Origin of the sequence: Chitinophaga polysaccharea, from assembly GCF_007829335.1 — a bacterium.
GTDB classification, from domain to species: Bacteria; Bacteroidota; Bacteroidia; order Chitinophagales; family Chitinophagaceae; genus Chitinophaga; species Chitinophaga polysaccharea_B.
In genome coordinates this window covers 412726-432789 of the sequence record NZ_VIWO01000005.1, presented here as the reverse complement: position 1 = coordinate 432789, position 20064 = coordinate 412726, and the positions used below count along the sequence as shown (strand labels likewise).

Here is a 20064-nt window from a genome sequence, read left to right as displayed (position 1 = left end):
ATTGGTATATAGTACTTTATACAAGTTTGTTAACCCCGGCATTGCAAATATTCCCCCAAGCAACCCAAATATAGGTTTACCCTCAGCCAAATATGTGTTAACCTTCACAGAGTCGTAGCACCTGCCTACTTTTACGACAGGTTATAAAAATTTAATCACATGAAAAAGTTAGAAAAACTCACTACCAAAAAGGTAACTGCCCCAGAAACTGTAAAAGGCGGCAGATTAATGCAGTTGGAACAATTTCTCGACGACGGTGGAGAAAAAACTACAGAAAATTCTCCTTCCTGGAACGGTCAGCACTATGTAACCGACACCCGCGAAGATCCCAAGAAGTAATTACCCCAAACTGTAACCCAAACCGTACACCCTTTAAAATTTTAAAAAAATGGACAAGTTGCAAAAACTGAATGCAAAGAAAGTAGAATCCCTGGAAACCATCAAAGGTGGTAGAGCTTTTTTAATGGAAGAATCACTGGAGGACAGCGGTGAATCAGCTGGTACTACCGTTCACTCACCTACCCACTATTCAGGACCAGACGTTTATCTGTGCGATCACAAACGTGATAAATAGCAAATACCTTCTTCCGTTATTACACTGGACGGAAATTAAAGGACTGCCGGTGATGCCGGCAGTCCTTACTCATCAACACCATATTTTTATGTCACAACAGATCCTCATATTAAGTCAGTCGCACCTGGAAGGGGCTACAGACGCTGTCTGTCAATGGATGAACCATTTGCGGATACCTCATCTGCGGGTGAATGGAGAGGATTTTTTCCACTTTCAAAGCCTGGCCGATTTGCCGGATAACGCCAGCATAGCAACGGTTTGGTACCGGAGAAAGATCAACAGCTTCCCGGTGAAATATAGTTTCAAACAGCCAGATTTTCAAACGCAATACACCATCAAACGCTTCCTGGTAGATGAATTCAACGGGCTGCACGCTTATCTTTTTCATACCATCGACCGGCCAAAGTGGTTGAATGATCCCCTCTCGGAAGATAACCTCAATAAACTGCACGTGCTGGCCCTCGCCCGTAAATACGGGATTAAAACGCCATTCACAGAGGTAGTCACTACCAAAGCAATGATCATCCAGTTGTTGGATACCCACCCCGAATTGATTGTAAAACCACTGAGTGAATGCATTTTCCTGGAAGATGCGAGCGGCGGCCAATATAAAATGCTGACAAAAACGATCAGCCCCGCCAACCTACAGGCTGTACCTGAACAATTTTTTCCCTCCCTGGTACAGGAAAAAATTAATAAGAAATTTGAAATCCGCACCGTGTACCTGGAAGGAACCTGTTATTCTATGGCGATCTTCTCCCAAAACAATCAACGTACAAAAGAAGATTTCAGGGATTATGATACCCAACGCCCCAACAGAACAGTGCCTTATCAATTGCCCGCGGAGCTGGAGCAGCAGTTGCACCAACTGATGCAATCATTAGGTTTCCGTACGGGTTCTATCGACCTCATGGTAGATATGCAGGGTAACTACTACTTCCTGGAGATCAACCCCGCAGGACAGTTCGGCATGGTGTCTTATCCCTGTAATTATTTCCTGGAGAAGAAGTTAGCCCAGGCGCTCCATAAAAATATCATGCATGAAGAAGAAATTCACCAGTAACCTTAAAGATAAAAAAGGATTGCCCTTGTCGCTGTATTTCCTCGATAAAAGCCGCCCACAGCCGGCCGGGCCTATTCTTAAATTTGAGAAAGCCCCAAAAATAAATGCGGATGGTTTCGAGTTATTTAGTTTTTATAAAGTGATTTCCAAATTTTGATCCTACACTGACCATGGAATATTTAAACCTGTATGCAAACTGCCAGCTGGTAAAAGGAGCTAATATGTCGCTGCTCTGCGATTTGCAGTTGCGTAAATTTTACCATCTCCCTAATGATACTGCAGAAGTGCTCACCTTCCTGCAACAAGGCTCCATCGATGAATGCATCGCGCACTACGGGGAGGACAACCGGGAGGCAATCACCGGCTATATCGACTACGTGATCAGCAAGGAACTGGGATTTATCGATAACCGGCTGTTGACCGAACTAATCCCGCTGGACCTCAGCTGGGACCGGTATTCCGATATCACGAATGTCATTATTGAATACAATAACGGTATCGACTATACCGGCAATTTTTTCCGGGAGCTGTTCGACCTGCATATACAGGGATTGGAGATCAGGTATTACCAACCTGCTACGCTGGATAACATCAGAGCTTTGCTGGAAGTGTTTAATGGTACCACCTTAAAATACATCAAACTGGTGCTGCCGTATGATGAAGCCGTGACACTGCCGGTATGGGATAGGCTGGTAAAGCAATATCCCAGGGTGAAGTCGCTGCTGCTGCATACCGCGCCGGTGAACAAAGTAGAGAAAGTATTTGATGGCTCTGTATCAGTTGCCTGTTTCAGTAGTAGTATTAACTCCTGCCTGGCTTGTGGAGAGATCCGTACCGGCTACTTTACCGCCAATATGGAACTGTTTACCGAAAGCCAGCACCATAATACCTGCCTGAACAGGAAGCTAAGCGTTGATCAACATGGTTATATACGGAATTGCCCGTCTATGCGTGAGAATTTTGGGCATGTAGGGGATACTTCCTTACAGGAAGTGTTAGACAACCCCGCTTTTCACCAGTATGCAAATATTCGCAAAGACGAGATAGCCGTTTGTAAAGACTGTGAATTCAGGCATGTATGTACCGATTGCCGTGCCTATATAGAAAATCCCCAGGATAGGTATTCTAAGCCGCTGAAATGTGGGTACAACCCCTATACGAATACCTGGGACGACTGGACGGAGCATCCGTTGAAACAAACTGCCATCGCTGCTTACGGCCTGGAAGAGATAATAAAATAATATGAAGCTGAAAGCATTCCCTTTTTACAGGCAGCCAGATGGAAAGGATTGTGGTCCTACCTGTATAAAGATCATCAGTAAGCATCACGGCAAACTGACAGATATCGCGGATGTCCGGGCGCTCGCGGAAACTACGCGGGAGGGAAGCTCCCTGTTGGGACTTTCCACTGCTGCAGAGAGACTGGGATTTAAGACGCTGGCGGTAAAGATAGATTTCAATACCCTGGTGGAAGATGTACCGCTTCCCTGTATTTGTCACTGGGGACAACAACATTTCGTTGTCGTATACAAGATCACCAAATCGGGAGGGCACACCACCATACATGTGTCTGATCCGGCTTATGGATTGATAAAATATACCCGGCAGGAGTTTATCGACGGTTGGATGGGAAAGGGTAAGCGGGAGCAGGATGAGGAAGGAATTGCCTTGGTGATGGAGCCGACACCTGTTTTTTACGAAACGGAAGCGGCGGCGCCGCGAAGCAGGAAAGACTTCTCTTTCCTGTTCACTTATTTTTTCCGGTACAAAAAACTGATTACGCAACTGATCATCGGCTTGTTGGCCGGCAGCCTCCTGTCGCTTATTTTCCCTTTTCTGACCCAGAGTATTGTAGATATTGGTATCCAGAACCACGATCTGAACTTTATCTACCTGGTATTGCTGGCACAGGTGATGCTGTTCGTCGGCAGAATGGGAATAGAAGTGGTGCGCAGCTGGATTTTATTGCATCTTTCCAGCCGCATTAATATCTCCATCGTATCCGACTTCTTCATCAAACTTATGAAGTTGCCGATCAGCTATTTTGATACGCGCATGACTGGCGATATTATGCAGCGGATCAATGATCACCAGCGGATAGAGCAACTGCTCACCAACTCCTCCCTGAATACGCTTTTTTCGCTGTTTAACCTGGTTATATTCAGCGTAGTGCTGTTGTTGTATGACTACCGGTTATTCCTGATCTACTTGTTTGGCGCGGGTTTATCGGTGGGATGGATCTCTTTCTTCCTGAAGAAGAGAAAGGAGCTGGACTATAAACGTTTTTCGCAGGTAGCGCAGGAGCAGAGTAAAGTGATTGAACTGGTGAATGGTATGCAGGAAATCAAAATGCACAATGCCGAAAAACAGATGCGCTGGGGGTGGGAGTTTATGCAGGTAAAACTGTTTAAAATTCATGTGAAGGCTTTGTCGCTGGAGCAATGGCAAACAGTGGGCGGCAATTTTATCAACCAGATGAAAGACATCTTTGTGAGCTTCCTGGCAGCCAAGCTGGTGCTCGATGGCCAGCTTACGCTGGGAATGATGCTGGCCGTGCAGTATATCATCGGGCAATTGAATGGCCCGCTGGTGCAATTGATGGACTTTGTAAAGCAAACGCAGGATGCCAAAATATCGCTGGAAAGGCTGGGAGAAATCCATGATAAAGCAGATGAAGAACGTGCAGATATACCCACCGCAGCAGAGATCCCGGAACAGGACATTGCCCTGCATAACGTGTCGTTCCGGTACGTGGGAGCAGGGACGCCGGTATTTGAGCAGCTGAGTTTAACCATTCCTTACCGCAAAACCACCGCTATTGTGGGAGCCAGCGGTAGTGGTAAAACTACGCTGCTGAAATTGCTGATGAAATTTTACGAACCTGGTGAGGGAGAAATTAAAATAGGGAACATGCCACTGCAGCATGTTTCGCCCCGGTATTGGCGGGATCAGTGCGGGGTAGTGATGCAGGAAGGATATGTATTCAATGATACCATTGCCCGGAATATTGCCATAGGCATAGATGATATCAACCGGCAGCAGCTGAAGAAAGCAGTGGATGTGGCTTGCATCCGGGACTTCGTGGAGAGCCTGCCCTTGAATTACAATTCCAAAATTGGTAATGAGGGCATCGGCATCAGCGGTGGCCAAAAACAACGGCTCTTTATAGCGCGGGCAGTTTACAAATCGCCGGAGTATATATTTTTCGACGAGGCCACCAGCGCTTTGGATGCCAATACCGAGAGAGCCATCATGGGTAACCTGGAACAATTCCTGAAAGGAAAAACGGCTGTGATCATTGCCCACCGCTTGTCTACCGTAAAGCACGCTGATAAGATCATTGTATTGGATAAAGGAAAGGTAGTGGAGGAAGGGAGTCACGACGAACTGGTAGCGCTTCGCAAAGAATATTACAGGCTGGTAAAAAATCAATTGGAACTTGGAAACTAAAAAAGAGATATTAGACACCATCCAGCTGCATTCGGAAGGCGTGCAGGATATCCTTTCGCAGCCGCCAAACTGGATGGTTCGCTGGGGCAATACCCTGATACTAACCATCCTGCTACTCATAGTAGGGATGAGCTGTATCATCAAGTACCCGGAGTTTGTGCCTTCCACGGTGATCATCTCCTCCCGGAACCCGCCGGAAAAGCTGGAAGCCCGGACGAATACCCGGGTAGAGGAAATATTTGTAGACGACCACCAGGCTGTTTCCCGGGGCCAACTGCTGATGGTGTTGCAGTCGACCGCCGATTACCGTGATGTAATCCGCTTACGGCAAATCGTGGATTCCCTGGGCAATGGCGCGCTGGTGCATTTCCCGCTCAGCGAAGTGGCAGGGTATAAGCTGGGTGAAATCCAGGCAGATTATAATGCCTTTGCCAAGGCATTGACCGACGAGCAACTCTATACCCGGCTGCAGCCTTATTCCCCTGATTATGCGGCAGCAGAAAGAAGCCTGGCGGAATCGCGCAATAGGATCCGTACGTTGCAGGAGCAAAAAAGCCTGGAGCAAACGAAGTACGAATTGTCTAAAAAAGAATTTGAGCGCTACCAGGAGCTCTTCAAAGAAAGAGTAGTTTCTGCTGCGGAAATGAACCAGGAGAAAATAAAATTTCTACAGGCCGGCCAGAACCTGGAAAGCATTAATATTTCCATCTCCCAGCTACAGGAAGGAATACTGGGAATTGAGAAAACCAGGAGCGGCGCCAGCATCAATGCGGAAAAAGATAAAATCAATTTAACCGCACAAACCGGGCAACTCTTTGAGCAAATGAGAAAATCGCTCAATGCCTGGGAGCAAAATTACCTGGTAATGGCTGCGGTGCCCGGTGTGGTTAGCTTTCAGCAGTTCCTGGGGAAGCACCAGTTCGTGAAAGCCGGCGATATCCTGCTGTCGGTGATGCCAGACGATAAAGATATGCTCATTGGCCGCCTGCTGGTGCCCACCACCAATTCCGGTAAGGTGAAGGAAGGGCAGAAGGTACTCCTGAAGCTGGATAACTATCCCTACCAGGAATTTGGTATCGTGGAAGGAAGGGTGAAGAATATTGCCAGCAGCCCCGATAAAGACGGTAATTATTACGTGAATGTAATACTGCCCCGCGGCCTACAGACTTCTTTCCATAAAACCCTACCATTTGATAAAGAATTAAAAGGTAATGCCGACATCGTAACGCAGGACCTGCGGTTGATAGAACGATTCTTTTACCAACTGAGGAAGCTGCTGCGGTTTGAATAGATGGACAATCGACTTGTCGTTTTTGTACTATTTCCTGATAGTAAGGAGTGCTAAATTCATTCCTTAAAATACTATTTTATGGAAAGTAAAACACAAAAAGAAAACCGGTGCGACAAATGGAATGCAGTTCCTAAAATAGCTGCGGTGCTGTTAATAGGCGTATTCGGTACTTTAGCTGTAAGTGCGCAGACACTTCCGCCGCTTAAGCCTGTTCAGACCGCACCGGTGCTGACAACGTTTGAACGGGAGTATAACTACGGCTACCAGGAAGGGGAGGGATTTGCCAGCAGGAAAGACCGTGCTAACTACGAATGGTTCCTGGCAAAATATTATGAAGGACTGAATATGTATCCTGAAGATGCAGATTTCTACCAGGGGAGGATACAGGGGCTTACCTATGGCTGGTTGGAGAATCAGCCGGAGAGAGATTTCTCCACTTATAACAAACTGTTGAAATCCTTACAACGGAACGCTGCTGAAGAGTAAATTGTTTAATAGGGGGTGAGTGCGTCTGTACGCTTGTACAGGCGCACTTTATTGTAAATGTTATTGCTTCACTGTATCCTTGTCCAGGAATCGTTCCACCATGGGAATTACATAATCTGCTTCATGGGAGCCGGATGTCAGGGTGGTTATTTCTTCAATATATTCCCCGTGTACGCCTGGTATAATGGCCAGTGTGGAATGAGGTAGTAGCCGGTGCATGGCTATCGCGTGCTCGGGCTGTATAGCATCCTGGTCGGCAACGATAATCAACGCGGGAGCATGAATAGCCTTGAGTTGTTCATCTGGTATATCCCGGAAGTTGAGCACTCTTTTTACATCCTTGTCGTGCATGTTCTGCAACCCGGCGGCATTAGACGTCAATTGCAGATAAGCGGTCTTAAGCTCGGGGGGCATATTGCTCAGCTGCGCCTGTTTCATAAAATCCCAGAACCCCGGGGGCATGCCATTGCGTTTGCAAAGCGCAGAGCCCAGCACCATTTTATCTACAACTTCCGGGTGTCGGATAGCTACCTGTAGGGTCGTAGTGCCACCATTGCTGAATCCAAAGAAATCGGCTTTATTGATATGCAGCTGCTGCAGGAGCGTAGCTACATCGTCGGCATCCTGTTCAAAAGTGAGATCTTTTGCCCGGTCGCTGGTTCTGCCATGCGCTTGTAGTTCTACAGCAATGAGTTGCCGGTGCTGCGCCAGCAGGGGAATTACTCTCCCAAAGGTGGTTTGAATGGTAGAACCGCCGCCATGGAGCAATACCAGTGGCTTGCCTTCTCCGTAAATTTCATAATACATTTTAATTCCGTTCACATCCGCGTAACCATGCCTGTTAGGAACGCTATCTTTTGCTGATGGCGGGGTAGTGCCTGCCTGTTGGATATTGGTGAACGATGATAGCAACAGCCATACCGCAGCAATGTATATAGTGAATGTTTTCATGGAATGTCATTAGTTTTGATGAAGTAATGCCCGCATCTTATCCAGCATTTGCAGCCAACTGGGATAGGCGCCGGTTTTCTTTGCCAGTTCCTGGGAAACGGTTTGACGCAGTTGCAATTTGGTTTTCCCGTCTTCCATGGCAAAGGTGACGGTTACCAGTGTAGCGCCGGGCCAGTTGGCGTCCATGCCAGCATCCGCCGGGTTGATGGGCTGCCCGTTTTCATCGGCATTGACCAACGTAAATACAATTTTTTTATAGGGCAGGATCTCCTTGTATTCGCCAATGCACCAGCAGTCGCCGTATTGCGGATTCCTGATACAGGAATGGAATTGTCCACCAGGTGTTATCTCCAGTTTTTTGAAAAAGATGGTACAGCCTTCGGGAGCATACCATTTCATTAATTTATCAGGATCTGTCCAGGCGCTGAAAACTTTTTCAGCTGGGGCATTGAACGTTTCTTCAATGAATACTTCGTTATTGTTGACGCGATTTTCCATGATATTATTTTTTAGCGGTGTTGGTACGTTTGTTTTTTTTCGCGGAAGCCGGTATTTCATCCTGTTCAATAAAGTCTTTCAGCGCTTTCAACCTGCCTGTCCACAGCTTGTGGTATTGGGCTACCCATTCATGTACTTCATTGAGTTTTTCCAGTTTGGCTTCGCAAAAGCGTTCCCTGCCCGATTGCTTTATATGTAGCAGTCCGCATTCAGAGAGTACTTTAAGATGCAGGGAAATAGCCTGGCGGCTCACGTCAAATTGCTCCGCAATGGTGTTGACGTTGACGGGTTGCCGGGCTATCATTCCGATGATGGCCCGTCTGGTTGGGTCGGCAATAGCCTGAAAAACATCTCTGCGTGCTTCCATGATATGCAAGTATTTGCTTGCAAATTTATATGCAAGTATTTACTTGCGCAAATTTTTTTTGAATGGCGCTCATGAAATGATTAAAACGAGCCTCCCATGCCTTTTCGCCTGACCCTATTTTTAAATCCTTCAAAATATCCTAATTTGTGCCCCTAAGTTCTTTCCTGATATTTTATCAAGCAGCAAAGGTTCCCACGTCACGTGGGATTAATAGGGAATTGCGTGTAAATCGCAAGCTGTCCCGCAACTGTAAGTAACCTGAAAATTTTTACCCTGGTTGTCCACTGTCTCTCTGGAATAGAGGTGGGAAGGACGGTAGAAATGTTACAAGCCAGGAGACCTGCCTTTATGCAATTGACAATGCTTTCGCGGAATGAAGCAGCTGTTGAACTGATATACGCTTTAACCCACCCCGCCTGGGCGGGGAATGAACCATCGTGCGTATCACTCACACTACTATCTTTCCAGCAGCATTGTTGGTGCATCAAAGAATTTTCTAACTGACGTTCAGCAGCCGTTAACCGCCTGTTGAATTATTCTCATAAAAAAATAATACCATGAGCCAGGACAAGATAGATCAATCTGTTACCCGGATATTTAAAGCTGTATTCCCTGATAGTACCAATCACTATGATACCTTGTTTGGCGGTACCGCCATGGCGCTGATGGACGAAGTGGCCTTTATCACTGCCACCCGCTATAGCCGCCAGAAAATGGTGACGGTGAGCAGCGATCGTATCGACTTTACCAAACCTATTCCCGCAGGCACTATTATCGAGTTGGTAGGCATCGTGTCGTTTGTTGGTAATACCAGTCTTAAAGTAAGAGTGGAAGTGTTTATCGAACAAATGTACTCAACGGTCCGGGAGAAGGCGATAGCAGGGGAGTTTACATTCGTGGCTATTGACAACGACAAACGCCCGGTAAAAATCGGTTGATGATATGAATAGGTTTAAAGCCTTCCCCGGCCTGGGGAGGGCTTTAAACATTGTATGGTAGCTTTTACACCAATGAAATGCTCACCGGTATGTTACTCCGGGTGGCTTTGGAATAAGGACAATTGGCATGCGCGCTGTCTATCAGCTGTTGCGCCAGCGTAGCATCCAGTCCGGGCAGCGCTACGTATAACCTTGCCTGTAAGCTGTATTGTCCGTCGTTCAACACCAGGTCAATTTCCGCATTAACGGCGGTTTGTTCTGGCAGTTTAATTTTCAACGCGTGGGCGGCCAATCCCATTGCGCCAATAAAGCAGGCCGACCATCCCGCAGCAAACAGCTGTTCAGGGTTAGTACCTTTGCCACTGCCGGGTGTGCCCAATGAAATATCCAGTTGCCCGTCGGTGCTGATGGCTTTCCCTTCACGGCCGCCGGTAGTACGTGTTTTGCCGGTATACAATATTCTTGCAGTAGTGTTAGTAGTTTGCATATAAATGGATCTTTTTATGAAGCTATTGTTGTGTATGTGTTGCTGCGATGATAACATTTGCCACCGCTTCAGGCTGGGAAATAAAAACTGACTGCCTTTGATTTCGGTAATATGATCGCCGGCTCTTTTATACATGCGACGTTGTATATCCGGATGCAGGGCATGATCATCGGTAGCTACGATCCCATAGCTGGGCTTATTTTTCCAGCCCACCTGCGATACCGGGGTGCCAAAGCATGCCGCAAAAATGGGTACCTGTGAGGCGGCCATAAAATTGGAAGTTTCGATGGGCAGGTCTGCTGAAAAACCGTCGTGAAACTGTGCTACATCAAAATAGATTACGCCTTTATCATCGGGAGGGAGGATACCTGAAGGATCAGTGGCAGGTCTTGAACCAGCCAGCTGCGCAGTATTTTCGCCTTTGTCGGGCTGAAAGGCCGCAATATATACCAGGGCAGCTACCTTGGGATGTGTACCTGCTTCGGTGATCACGGTACCGCCCCAGGAATGTCCTACCAGCACGCAGGGACCGTCCTGTTTATCGAGGATATTCCGGGTGGCAGCCACATCATCCTTCAAAGACGTAAGCGGATTTTGCACCACTGTTACATGATATCCTTTGGCGGTAAGAATGTTAAATAATGCTTTGTAGCCGGAGCCATCTGCGAAGGCGCCATGTACTAAAACAATGTTCCTGATATCCTTGGGAGGTGGATCATTGTCGCCGGAAGCCGCCATGGTAGATAGTGCAGGAAGACATAGCAGAAGGAAAGCCGTGAATCGCAGGCCTTCCTGGATACGTTGTAAGAACATTTTTTTCATTTTTTATGCTGTTTTATTAGTGGATTAATCAGTCAGGCAGGCGGCTTCGATAATTGCGTTGGTAAATATGCCTGGTGCTTCGGCGGGCAGATTATGCCCGGCGCCGGGAATAATATGATGAACATGTTTTCCGGTGAATTTCTTTTTATATGCCTGTCCATCAGTAGCGGTGGCAATTCCGTCGGCATCACCGTCCAGTGTAATGGACGGCACCCTGATCACAGGGCCTGTAGCCAGCTGCTGCTCCAGTGAGTCGTAACGGGGATCGCCGTCGGCGAGGCCCAGACGCCACCGGTAGTTGTGGATTACCACATCGGTATAGTCGACATTATGAAAAGAGGTGGCGTATTGTTGGAAGGTCTTGTCGTCGAATGCCCATTTAGGGGAATTGAACTTCCATATCAAGCGGGCCAGTTCTTCGCGGTGTAGTTTCAGCCCTTCCCGTCCGCGTTCCGTAGCGAAATAATACTGGTACCACCAGCTCCATTCTGCCTGTGGGGATAGCGGCTGTTTATTTTTCTCGCGGTTATTTACCAGGTAACCGTTTACGCATACTAGTGCTATTACCCTTTCCGGCCATAAGGCGCCAATGATATTGGCAGTGCGGGTACCCCAGTCGTAACCCGCCAGGATGGCTTTTTTGATGTGCAGGGCATCCATTAAGGCAATGATGTCGAGTGCTACGGCTGCCTGTTGCCCGGTACGCATGGTGCTGGCATCCAGGAAAGTGGTAGTGCCATGGCCCCGCAGGTGAGGTACAATTACCCGGTAGCCTTTGTCAGCCAGCGCTGGTGCTACTTCCTGGTAACTGTGTACATCATAGGGCCAGCCATGAAGCAGGATCACGGGAACGCCCTGTGCAGGCCCCATTTCTGCATAACCGATATTCAGTACGCCGGCATTAATTTGTTTGAAAGGACCTAGGGAAGTGTTGGTGGCAACAGCGCCGCGGAGATAGGAAGGAATGCTGAGGGCTCCCAATGCCAGTGCTCCTAACCCGAGAAAGTGCCGCCGGTTATATGTTTTGGTAGTTTGCATAAAAAAGTTGTTGAAGTAGATGATTAATTAGTGAAGGGCTGCTTTGGCGGCCGCGATAATTTTCCCGTTTGCGCTGTTTTGCACGAAGCCAATCAATTCCCAGTCCGTATTGTTAAACCCATCAGGAAGCTGCAGGGTGGTATGATTGCTTTCCTGCGCATTCACCGTAGTAAGCTGTCGTACGATTTGTACATGTGACAATTTTCTACCGGCATTTTCGCCTGCCCTCACCTGGCTTTGCCCGCTTTTTTGTACCAGTGCCAGCAACAGGTGGGTATTTTTCCGGGGAGATGACAGCTGCCAGTTTACTTCCAATTGGCGCGCTTCGGAATGCGCCTGCAATATCAGGCTAGCACTTGCCGGTTGATCCAGCGCGGTGTTAACTGCTTGTTTTACGGCAGCTACATTAGAACCTATCATTTCACGAGTGCCGTTGATCACCATTTGTGGCGTATATACGGTGGATAGCCCCAGCCAGGAAGCATATTGCTGCTGCCTTTCGGAAAAGGCATGTTGACTGTAGCTGTCGCGCCAGCCCTGGTGGTCCCAGTAGTCTACGTGGAAGGCCAGCAGGTACAGTGGCTGGCCGTTGCTTTCCTGTTCCAGCCTGGAAAGTAGTTCGTCGGCAGGGGGACAGCTGGAGCAGCCTTCTGAAGTATACAGTTCTACTACGGCAAATCCTTTGGTGCTATCGGTGCTGGTTACCAGTGGACCATTGTTGTTGCCCAGTACATTAGTGCAGGCGCCCAGCAGACTGCTAAGCGAAAAGATGGCGGTGATGATCAGTGATTTCATGAGATGAATATTTTAATAGTGAATTATTGTGGATCGCAGGGATACCAGGCTGGTTGTAATGCTTGTATGAAGGCGGTTCTGGCAGTGGCATCACAGGCAGCGGTAGTGCCGTGGTATGGCATGAACTGGTAGGCGGGTGGTTGTCCGTTGGCCACAGGCGCCATATCTACCGTTTCCACGCTTAATAGTTCCCCGTTGATGTAGCTGCCATACCAGAATTGGTTATCCTGTTCGCGGTAGGTGACCAGTTTGTATACGGCGCCGGTGGATGGTAAGTGCATGGCGGCTTTATTGCCATACAGCATGGCTACCGAATTGTCTTTCTCATTGATAACGGTGGTGATCACCTGGTAGCCGCTGTCGTTGAATTCATAAGGCCTGATAGCGGGTATCTGTTGTTTGGCCTGGGAACAGCTCATCAAAGCGGCGGCGAAGAGAATGAAATATATGTAACGCATATACGAATTAGTTTAAAGTGGAAAGATCGAAGATGCCGCCTGTTTTGTTGGCAGCACGGTGGCAGGAGCTGCATTCCCGGAAGGTCATGGGCGTACTGCCATAAGGTTTTAAAGCGGGTGTTTCAAATTTGGCATATCCCCAGCCATCGGTGTCCTGGTAGCGTTTTGCCTCTCTCACCATATACTGGATGTTCAGAAATTTACCCGGATGAATATTGCCGTTGGCGTCTATGGATTTTTCCCATACAACTTTCACAATAACCGCCCCATCGGGCCAGGGGTTGATTTTTTGCTCTTTAATAGCTTGCATGGCAACCGGGTTGGCAAACATGACCCGCATCGTGGTATTATCAAAACGGGAGGTGGTGCTCATCACCTGCCACTGGCGGAATTCAGGCATATGGCGGATACCATTTACGGATACCGGGAGTTGTGCAGGCGCCGCTTTTTCCCATTGTTGCCGGGCCTGGGCTGTTTTTGCGCTATCCGGTACTACTTTTACCCGTTTGGTATTAAGGTAATTCCGCAATCCGGAAAGCTCCGCCGGCGTTACTTTGGCGTTGCTGTGCAGGGCAGCATAGGAGGGAAGGGGCATGGTACCTGAGTTGATCATATTATAGGCTTCCCATAAGGCCGACTGCTGCTGAGCAGCACTCAGCCGGTCCCATTCGGAGAAGTTGAGGTGCTCCCGGGCAGCTATCACATCTTTCCTGACAAGACCCGCTACTATAGGTAGTTTATCATACCAGGCCAGCTGGGTGTTGTTAGAATGGCAATCGTAACAGGCATGTCTGAACAGTTGTTTCACTTCTTCAGGTGCGTTGATTTCGCCGGTTACCGGCGGATTTTCCACTACCTGCGTGGTAAAGGAAATGGCTGCTACTGCCATGGTCAATGCGCCCGTAGTAAGCAGCGCGATTTTAAGAAGCCTGGATATTTTCATGTGTCGAAGTATTACAATACAAAGAGACAGCAATCGGGCTCCCCGGGGAAATGCAATACCCTGTACCCGGCAATTGAATGGTTGTACCGGACAAAAACGCACCTGGAAAAACATCCTTGTTTCCCGAGGCATCATGCCAGGTGTGGTGCCCGGTCCTGTTAAGCCCGGAAAATGCCGGTATCCCGACCCAAAATGCCGGGTTGGCCCTCCTTTTTGTCCTACACCACCTAAATCCTTATATCTTTGAGGTGTTATGCAGCAAAAAAATACATTCAATATTTCCGGCCGGGTCATATGGTTTAGCTCCCTGTTTCTGGGAGTCATCGTATCGTTGCCCAGCCTGATCCAGCATCAGTTCAACGTTTATGAAACTATCGCGAACTCAGCGATCACCTTTATATTCTCCGTATTTGTCTGGTATTATAATATCTTCACGCTGCCGGTATATACTTCCCAGGAAATCAACCGGGGATTTTCTATGTATCCTCTCGTGAAAAACCTGGTGGTTGGTATTGTGGTGATGTTTCTGTTGTCTTATCTACAACAGCTGATCCTAACCCACCTGAACTTTGGCCCGGTGATGCTCATGTTTGAAGTGAGAGGGGTACTCATCAATCTCACTTTCTATATGTTTATCCATCTCCTGTACCAAACCTACCAGAACCAGCGGGTAAGCATTGAGCTGGAACGCACCAGGATGGATAACCTCGCGGCACAATTTGAGCTGTTGCGGCAACAGGTAAACCCCCATTTTCTCTTTAATACTTTAAATACGCTGAAATACATGGTGGAAAACCAGGATGAAAACAGTGTGGACTTCATCCTTAAACTATCCGATTTCTACCGGTTTACGCTGGAAAACAGGCAGCTGGATCTCATCAGGTTTTCAGAAGAAATGAAAATTGTACAGGCCTATCTCTTTTTGCTGAAAGCCCGTTTTGAAGAAGGCATTGAAGTGGATATACAGGTCACGGAGCAGCACCAGCATTCCATGATACCGCCGTTTACGCTGCAGCTGTTGATGGAAAACTGTATTAAGCATAATATTGTAGCGCCGGATAAGCCGCTGCAGATCAGCATTTATTCAGAAGAGGAGTATATTGTAGTAAAGAATAATGTGCGGCCAAAGATCACGAAAGAATCATCTACCGGGATTGGATTGGATAATATCAACGAACGGTATCAACACCTGCTCAATAAGAATATTATCATCACCCCCGGTACAGACCTATTTGTAGTAAAATTACCCATCATCCATGAGGATAGTCATAATAGAAGATGAGATAAAAGCCGCTAAGTCGCTGGCCGGCATGATCGCCAAAGTAAGGCCCGCGGCCACCGTGGAAACCATGTTGCACAGCGTGGAAAGCGCCGTCGCTTATTTGTCGGCCCACGAGCCGCCCGACCTGGTATTTATGGACGTACAGCTGGCCGATGGCCTCTGCTTTGAAATATTTAAACAGGTAAAAATATCTTCCCCGGTAGTATTCTGTACCGCCTTCGGGGAATATTCCATGGATGCCATCAAATCCAATGGTGTCGACTACCTGCTGAAACCATACGCAGTGGCCGACCTGGAAGCCGCTTTCGAAAAAACGGATAACCTCCGGAACTTCTTCCAGCAAAAATCTGCTCAGCCGGATTGGCAGGAGTTGATTAAACGCCTCGATAAAAATGAAGGCAAAACCAGCTTCCTGGTCTTTCATAATAACCGGTACCTCACGGTGCGCACCGATAACATCGCCTATATTTATATCAAATACGATGCGCCATATATCGTTACTTTCCAGGACCAGAAATACATCATTTCACAAACCATGGAACAGTTGCAGTCGCAGTTGTCGCCCCGGCAGTTTTACCGGCTCAATCGCCAGTACCTGGTGAATTTCGATGCTATCAAAGAGGTGGAACATTACTCGGCACGAAAGCTGGCCCTACAGCTCAATGTTGTTACGCCGGAGCCATTGGTGATAGGGAAGGAGAAGATTACGCAGTTTTTGCAATGGATGGAAAACAGGTAAATAGGCCCCTTTTGCCCCGATTTTAAGTTGATTTTAAGCTGTTTCTAATGCCGCTAGATAATTTTCCCGATTGCGTAAATCAATTTCCCGATTCGATCACTGGCAGGCTGGTAGCCGGTCGACCTTTGCAGCACATCAGACATTTATGCGCAAATTATTGTCGGGGCTTCCCTTTATTTTACTGCCGGTGCTGGTCTTTGCACAGCGGCATACCGATTCAACCAGGATTTATTACCTGAAAGATATCCAGGTAAAAGGTATTCGCACGGTACGGGGAACCGGCCACCTGCCGGAAGAAAGTGACGGGGTTATTTATGCAGGCAAAAAGAATGAAGTGGTAGAAGTGGACAGCCTGGATGCCAATAAAGCCATTAACAATACCCGCCAGATCTTGGGACGTATACCCGGATTAAATATCACGGAAACGGAAACCGGCGGCTTTACGGCCAATGGTATTGCTACACGCGGACTCAATCCTACCCAGAGCATTGAGATGAACACCCGGCAAAATGGCTACAACATCTCCGCAGATATTTATGGCTATAACGAAGCTTATTACCTGCCGCCTATGGAAGCCGTAAGCCGTGTAGAAATGGTAAGAGGCGCTGCGTCGCTTCAATTTGGCTCTCAGTTCGGGGGATTGGTAAATTATGTTTTACATACTCCTCCGGCCGATAAGCCATTTGAATACTACACGTCACAAACCGCCGGTAGTTTTGGATTGTTCAACACCTTTCATTCGTTTGCAGGCACTATCAAAAAGTGGAGCTACTATAGCTTCCTGCAATACCGCACATTAGACGGATATCGCCCCAATAGCCATCAGCAACAGTTTACCGGTTACGGCAGATTGCAATATAATGCGTCCGATAAGCTGAATGTGGGAGTGGAATATTCACTGTTACGTAATCGTATTAAAATGCCTGGTGGGCTCAACGACAGTATGTTTCATGCAGATCCGCGTTCCTCCTTCCGCGCGCGTAACTGGCTGAAAAGCCCCTGGAATGTGATTACGGGGTATCTCAACTATGATATCTCTCCGGCCACGACGTTGCATGTAAAAACTACCTACCTGTTCAGCAGCAGGGCACTGGTATGGAGAAATGAAGATGGCGGCCCTGGTGTGCTGGATACCATAGACCCGGCTACGGGGCAATACATTTCCCGGGAAGTACAAAACGAAATAATGCATAACACCACCACCGAAGTACGCCTGTTACATCACTACCAGTTGGGAGAAATGAATAATACGCTGGCCGGAGGTATACGTTACAGTTACACATGGTTTAAACGGCAAGGTGGCGGTGAAGGTACTACTGCCAGCGATTTCGATTTGCATGTGAACGGCGAATATGAATATGCACTGGACTTTACCACCACCAATGTGGCGCCATTCATTGAAAATATTTTCCGGATCGGGAAAAAGTTATCTGTTACGCCCGGCTTTCGGCTGGAGTACCTGAAAAACACGGCTAAAGGCTATATCACCGACGGTGAAAAAGTTTTTACAAACGACCGCAAATCGCGCAGCTTCCCGTTGTTCGGTCTGGGTGCGGAGTATAAAACCAGCAGCTACACCAATGTGTATGCAAATATCAGCCAGGCCTACCGCCCGGTAGATTATTCGCAGCTAACACCCATAGGTATTACATCGAAGATAGATCCGCATATGAAAGATGCCTCCGGATTCAATGCTGACTTGGGTTACCGGGGCACTGTGAAAAATTTCCTGAACTTCGATATTGGTTTGTTTTATCTCGCCTACAACAAGAGGATTGGCACTGTACTACTCAACGATGAACGGGGAAATCCCTATACACTCCGCACTAACGTTGCCAACAGCATACATAAGGGTGTGGAAAGCTATGTAGAACTGAATATATTGAAATGGCTGTATCCGGCTGCCAGGAAGGGTATCAGCATTTTTGATGCTTTCGGTTATACAGATGCAAAGTATACGTCCGGCGAGTTTAAGAACAATCGCGTGGAAGCGGCTGCCAAATATATCAATCGCGTTGGCCTCATTTACAGCGATCCTCACTTCTCCGCTACTTTCCAGCTAAATAATGTAGGAGATGCCTATGGTGATGCCACCAATGCAAAATTCAGCGAAGATCCCATTGCAGGCTATATTCCTGCCTATACCGTTATGGATGTAAGCGCTACCTATAAAATCAGTCGGTATACTTTTAAAGCCGGTGTTAATAACCTCGCCAACAAGGCCTATTTTACCCGTCGTACTGATGAATATCCTGGTCCTGGTATTATCCCTTCCGATGGAAGGAGTTTTTACGCAGGCGTGGCGGCAAGGTTTTAGAAGTGCCTCCTCGGGAAATAAAAAAATCGGGACTTGTAGTGGTCCCGATTTTTTTATTTTATTGAGCGGGTGAGTTAATACCGGTAACACACCGCATTAATATTCATCCCCGCTCCCACAGAAGCAAACATAATCAGGTCGCCCGGTTCCAGTGTATGTTCCGGTATCTTATGTTTAAGCACCAGGTCATATAGCGTGGGAATAGTGGCTACTGAACTGTTTCCCAGCCATTGAATGCTCATTGGCAGGACGTCCTTAGGGTACTCCGTTATTCCGTATAAGTCATAAAAACGTTCAATAATGGCTTCATCCATTTTTTCATTGGCCTGGTGAATGAAAATTTTCTTGAGTTCCATTATGTTCCTACCACTCTTATCCAGGCATAACTTCATGGCGTGCGGCACATGCAGCAATGCAAATTCATATACCTTCCTGCCATTCATTTTGATATGCATCGTTTCGGGGTCCGGCACTGGGCTGAAAGATTTTCCCATATTGATGTAATCGACTTCGGTATAAGCATATGTTTGTGCACACGATGAAAGAATTCCGCGTTGTTGTTGCGGCATTTCTACAGATTCCAATATTACAGCGCCGGCGCCATCACTGAAAATCATGCTATCCCTGTCGTATTTATCGATAACCCGGGAGAGGGTTTCCGCACCAATAATCAATGCTTTTTGGGCTATACCGGCTTTGAAAAGGCCGTCCATTTGAATAACGCCCTGCAGCCATCCCGGGCAACCAAAAATCAGGTCGTATGCAATACAGTTGGGATTTAATATACCCAGCTTTTGTTTGATGTTGCAGGCAATGGCCGGTACCATCACCGATTGCCTCCCATTTTCCCGCATATCGCCAAAGTTATGCGCTACAATGATCTGATCTATTTCTTCCTGGTCAATTCCTGCATCCAGGATGGCAGCTTCTGCAGCCAGGTAACCAATGTCTGATATGGTTAGCTCAGGTAAAACATACCGGCGCTCGTCAATCCCGGTTATTTGCTGGAATTTTTTAATGATTTGTTCAGCAGGTTGGGTCAAAGGTGCGTCATTTGCATAGAATTGCTGACCCAGGAAATCGCTATTTTTTTTCACTTCAGTGGGTATATAGGAACCCGATCCGGTAATAACAGATTGAAACATATCCGCGTTAACTTTAAAATGATAGTTGTTATGTATCCCTACCTGGATATTTTTGATAGATTAATTAACATTGTATACGACCGTATATGTGTCACAATTTATATCACAGCACAGATTATGCTAAACCATATTTTAATGGTTGTTCGTTTAGTTGGATGAATTTATTATCGGGAATATTCATATTGTAAAAGTTGAGAAATGAAAAATGCGGCAGCTGGAAGCGGGACTGAGGAAGAAAAGAAATAATCCAGACTAGATCAGAAATTGCAAAGGCAGGAGCCTGACACAACGAAAGATACACTAAAAATCCAAAAAATTCAAGATTATTTTAAAGCCTGGCGTTGCTTTTGCCGCCAAATTAATGCTGAGATAATTAGAGAAATGTGTGATTGATTTTTTCTGAAAGCTTTATATTGCCAG

Annotated in this window: 21 protein-coding genes and 1 riboswitch; of the genes, 12 read left to right on the top strand and 9 right to left on the bottom strand. The window is 47.2% G+C overall.

Going from position 1 to position 20064, the window contains the following annotated elements; genetic code table 11:
- The first annotated feature begins 159 nt into the window (after positions 1–159).
- The 8 genes from FHW36_RS18680 (at position 160) to FHW36_RS18645 (ending at position 6864) form a co-directional block, all read left to right on the top strand.
- A complete protein-coding gene (locus tag FHW36_RS18680) occupies positions 160–339 on the top strand; it encodes a hypothetical protein (protein WP_145671090.1) in 180 nt (59 codons plus the stop codon).
- Positions 340–388: 49 nt separating this feature from the next.
- On the top strand, positions 389–574 hold the full coding sequence (locus tag FHW36_RS18675) for a hypothetical protein (RefSeq protein WP_145671089.1): 186 nt from the start codon (positions 389–391) through the stop codon (positions 572–574).
- Positions 575–662: 88 nt separating this feature from the next.
- Complete coding sequence (gene gwsG / locus FHW36_RS18670) at positions 663–1637, top strand: grasp-with-spasm system ATP-grasp peptide maturase (RefSeq protein WP_186452517.1); 975 nt, start codon at positions 663–665, stop codon at positions 1635–1637.
- On the top strand, positions 1615–1794 hold the full coding sequence (locus FHW36_RS18665) for a hypothetical protein (protein ID WP_145671087.1): 180 nt from the start codon (positions 1615–1617) through the stop codon (positions 1792–1794). The genes gwsG and FHW36_RS18665 overlap by 23 nt, the downstream gene beginning before the upstream one ends.
- Positions 1795–1807: 13 nt before the next feature.
- Positions 1808–2878 (top strand): grasp-with-spasm system SPASM domain peptide maturase, encoded by a 1071-nt coding sequence (gwsS, locus tag FHW36_RS18660; protein ID WP_145671086.1) that lies wholly within the window; start codon positions 1808–1810, stop codon positions 2876–2878.
- A gap of 1 nt (position 2879) precedes the next feature.
- On the top strand, positions 2880–5087 hold the full coding sequence (locus tag FHW36_RS18655) for a peptidase domain-containing ABC transporter (RefSeq protein ID WP_222429118.1): 2208 nt from the start codon (positions 2880–2882) through the stop codon (positions 5085–5087).
- On the top strand, positions 5077–6378 hold the full coding sequence (locus FHW36_RS18650; RefSeq protein WP_145671085.1) for an HlyD family secretion protein: 1302 nt from the start codon (positions 5077–5079) through the stop codon (positions 6376–6378). The genes FHW36_RS18655 and FHW36_RS18650 overlap by 11 nt, the downstream gene beginning before the upstream one ends.
- 78 nt (positions 6379–6456) lie before the next feature.
- Positions 6457–6864 (top strand): hypothetical protein, encoded by a 408-nt coding sequence (locus tag FHW36_RS18645; RefSeq protein ID WP_145671084.1) that lies wholly within the window; start codon positions 6457–6459, stop codon positions 6862–6864.
- Positions 6865–6924: 60 nt separating this feature from the next.
- Here FHW36_RS18645 and FHW36_RS18640 read toward each other — a convergent pair whose 3' ends face one another.
- From FHW36_RS18640 to FHW36_RS18630, 3 genes are read right to left on the bottom strand one after another with little or no spacing between them, the layout of a single operon-like run.
- Positions 6925–7815: an alpha/beta fold hydrolase gene (locus FHW36_RS18640; RefSeq protein ID WP_145671083.1), complete on the bottom strand. Its 891-nt coding sequence runs from the start codon at positions 7813–7815 to the stop codon at positions 6925–6927.
- A gap of 9 nt (positions 7816–7824) precedes the next feature.
- Positions 7825–8313 (bottom strand): SRPBCC family protein, encoded by a 489-nt coding sequence (locus tag FHW36_RS18635; protein ID WP_145671082.1) that lies wholly within the window; start codon positions 8311–8313, stop codon positions 7825–7827.
- A 4-nt stretch (positions 8314–8317) separates the two neighbouring features.
- On the bottom strand, positions 8318–8680 hold the full coding sequence (locus tag FHW36_RS18630; RefSeq protein WP_186452516.1) for an ArsR/SmtB family transcription factor: 363 nt from the start codon (positions 8678–8680) through the stop codon (positions 8318–8320).
- 169 nt (positions 8681–8849) lie between these two features.
- Positions 8850–9042, top strand: a riboswitch (cobalamin riboswitch).
- 195 nt (positions 9043–9237) lie between these two features.
- On the opposite strand from FHW36_RS18630, the gene FHW36_RS18625 reads away from it, so the two are divergent.
- Positions 9238–9618 carry an acyl-CoA thioesterase gene (locus tag FHW36_RS18625; RefSeq protein WP_145671080.1) on the top strand — a complete coding sequence of 127 codons (381 nt, stop codon included), beginning with the start codon at positions 9238–9240 and terminating at the stop codon, positions 9616–9618.
- 64 nt (positions 9619–9682) lie between these two features.
- Here the strand turns inward: FHW36_RS18625 and FHW36_RS30875 are convergent, their stop codons facing one another.
- The 5 genes from FHW36_RS30875 to FHW36_RS18595 are packed head-to-tail and all read right to left on the bottom strand — an operon-like array spanning position 9683 to position 14161.
- Positions 9683–10927, bottom strand: coding sequence for an Ohr family peroxiredoxin (locus FHW36_RS30875; RefSeq protein ID WP_246121186.1), 1245 nt, complete (start codon positions 10925–10927; stop codon positions 9683–9685).
- A gap of 24 nt (positions 10928–10951) precedes the next feature.
- Entirely contained in the window at positions 10952–11965 is a 1014-nt protein-coding gene (locus FHW36_RS18610) for an alpha/beta fold hydrolase (RefSeq protein WP_145671078.1), read from the bottom strand.
- Positions 11966–11992: 27 nt separating this feature from the next.
- On the bottom strand, positions 11993–12760 hold the full coding sequence (locus tag FHW36_RS18605) for a DUF1223 domain-containing protein (protein ID WP_145671077.1): 768 nt from the start codon (positions 12758–12760) through the stop codon (positions 11993–11995).
- Positions 12761–12783: 23 nt separating this feature from the next.
- Positions 12784–13218 (bottom strand): hypothetical protein, encoded by a 435-nt coding sequence (locus FHW36_RS18600; protein WP_145671076.1) that lies wholly within the window; start codon positions 13216–13218, stop codon positions 12784–12786.
- Positions 13219–13225: 7 nt separating this feature from the next.
- The gene (locus FHW36_RS18595; RefSeq protein WP_186452514.1) at positions 13226–14161 is read right to left on the bottom strand and encodes a heme-binding domain-containing protein; all 936 of its coding nucleotides are present in this window, start codon (positions 14159–14161) and stop codon (positions 13226–13228) included.
- A 253-nt stretch (positions 14162–14414) separates the two neighbouring features.
- On the opposite strand from FHW36_RS18595, the gene FHW36_RS18590 reads away from it, so the two are divergent.
- From FHW36_RS18590 to FHW36_RS18580, 3 genes are all read left to right on the top strand, one after another.
- Positions 14415–15443 carry a sensor histidine kinase gene (locus FHW36_RS18590; RefSeq protein WP_145671074.1) on the top strand — a complete coding sequence of 343 codons (1029 nt, stop codon included), beginning with the start codon at positions 14415–14417 and terminating at the stop codon, positions 15441–15443.
- A complete protein-coding gene (locus tag FHW36_RS18585; protein WP_145671073.1) occupies positions 15418–16182 on the top strand; it encodes a LytR/AlgR family response regulator transcription factor in 765 nt (254 codons plus the stop codon). The genes FHW36_RS18590 and FHW36_RS18585 overlap by 26 nt, the downstream gene beginning before the upstream one ends.
- 70 nt (positions 16183–16252) lie before the next feature.
- The gene (locus tag FHW36_RS18580) at positions 16253–18499 is read left to right on the top strand and encodes a TonB-dependent receptor family protein (protein WP_145671072.1); all 2247 of its coding nucleotides are present in this window, start codon (positions 16253–16255) and stop codon (positions 18497–18499) included.
- A gap of 74 nt (positions 18500–18573) precedes the next feature.
- On the opposite strand, the gene FHW36_RS18575 is transcribed toward FHW36_RS18580, so the two are convergent.
- Positions 18574–19644: a 3-oxoacyl-ACP synthase III family protein gene (locus FHW36_RS18575; protein WP_145671071.1), complete on the bottom strand. Its 1071-nt coding sequence runs from the start codon at positions 19642–19644 to the stop codon at positions 18574–18576.
- Positions 19645–20064: the final 420 nt, after the last annotated feature.

What these genes read in the sequence shown, in the direction of transcription:
- FHW36_RS18675 (WP_145671089.1), top strand. Translation starts at nt 389, where the DNA reads ATGGACAAGTTGCAAAAACTGAATGCAAAGAAAGTAGAATCCCTGGAA.
- FHW36_RS18595 (WP_186452514.1), bottom strand. Translation starts at nt 14,161, where the DNA reads ATGAAAATATCCAGGCTTCTTAAAATCGCGCTGCTTACTACGGGCGCA.
- FHW36_RS18585 (WP_145671073.1), top strand. Translation starts at nt 15,418, where the DNA reads ATGAGGATAGTCATAATAGAAGATGAGATAAAAGCCGCTAAGTCGCTG.
- gwsS (WP_145671086.1), top strand. Translation starts at nt 1,808, where the DNA reads ATGGAATATTTAAACCTGTATGCAAACTGCCAGCTGGTAAAAGGAGCT.
- FHW36_RS30875 (WP_246121186.1), bottom strand. Translation starts at nt 10,927, where the DNA reads ATGAAAAAAATGTTCTTACAACGTATCCAGGAAGGCCTGCGATTCACG.
- FHW36_RS18610 (WP_145671078.1), bottom strand. Translation starts at nt 11,965, where the DNA reads ATGCAAACTACCAAAACATATAACCGGCGGCACTTTCTCGGGTTAGGA.
- FHW36_RS18630 (WP_186452516.1), bottom strand. Translation starts at nt 8,680, where the DNA reads ATGGAAGCACGCAGAGATGTTTTTCAGGCTATTGCCGACCCAACCAGA.
- FHW36_RS18665 (WP_145671087.1), top strand. Translation starts at nt 1,615, where the DNA reads ATGAAGAAGAAATTCACCAGTAACCTTAAAGATAAAAAAGGATTGCCC.
- FHW36_RS18645 (WP_145671084.1), top strand. Translation starts at nt 6,457, where the DNA reads ATGGAAAGTAAAACACAAAAAGAAAACCGGTGCGACAAATGGAATGCA.
- FHW36_RS18640 (WP_145671083.1), bottom strand. Translation starts at nt 7,815, where the DNA reads ATGAAAACATTCACTATATACATTGCTGCGGTATGGCTGTTGCTATCA.
- FHW36_RS18635 (WP_145671082.1), bottom strand. Translation starts at nt 8,313, where the DNA reads ATGGAAAATCGCGTCAACAATAACGAAGTATTCATTGAAGAAACGTTC.
- FHW36_RS18590 (WP_145671074.1), top strand. Translation starts at nt 14,415, where the DNA reads ATGCAGCAAAAAAATACATTCAATATTTCCGGCCGGGTCATATGGTTT.
- FHW36_RS18655 (WP_222429118.1), top strand. Translation starts at nt 2,880, where the DNA reads ATGAAGCTGAAAGCATTCCCTTTTTACAGGCAGCCAGATGGAAAGGAT.
- FHW36_RS18605 (WP_145671077.1), bottom strand. Translation starts at nt 12,760, where the DNA reads ATGAAATCACTGATCATCACCGCCATCTTTTCGCTTAGCAGTCTGCTG.
- FHW36_RS18625 (WP_145671080.1), top strand. Translation starts at nt 9,238, where the DNA reads ATGAGCCAGGACAAGATAGATCAATCTGTTACCCGGATATTTAAAGCT.
- FHW36_RS18575 (WP_145671071.1), bottom strand. Translation starts at nt 19,644, where the DNA reads ATGTTTCAATCTGTTATTACCGGATCGGGTTCCTATATACCCACTGAA.
- gwsG (WP_186452517.1), top strand. Translation starts at nt 663, where the DNA reads ATGTCACAACAGATCCTCATATTAAGTCAGTCGCACCTGGAAGGGGCT.
- FHW36_RS18680 (WP_145671090.1), top strand. Translation starts at nt 160, where the DNA reads ATGAAAAAGTTAGAAAAACTCACTACCAAAAAGGTAACTGCCCCAGAA.
- FHW36_RS18600 (WP_145671076.1), bottom strand. Translation starts at nt 13,218, where the DNA reads ATGCGTTACATATATTTCATTCTCTTCGCCGCCGCTTTGATGAGCTGT.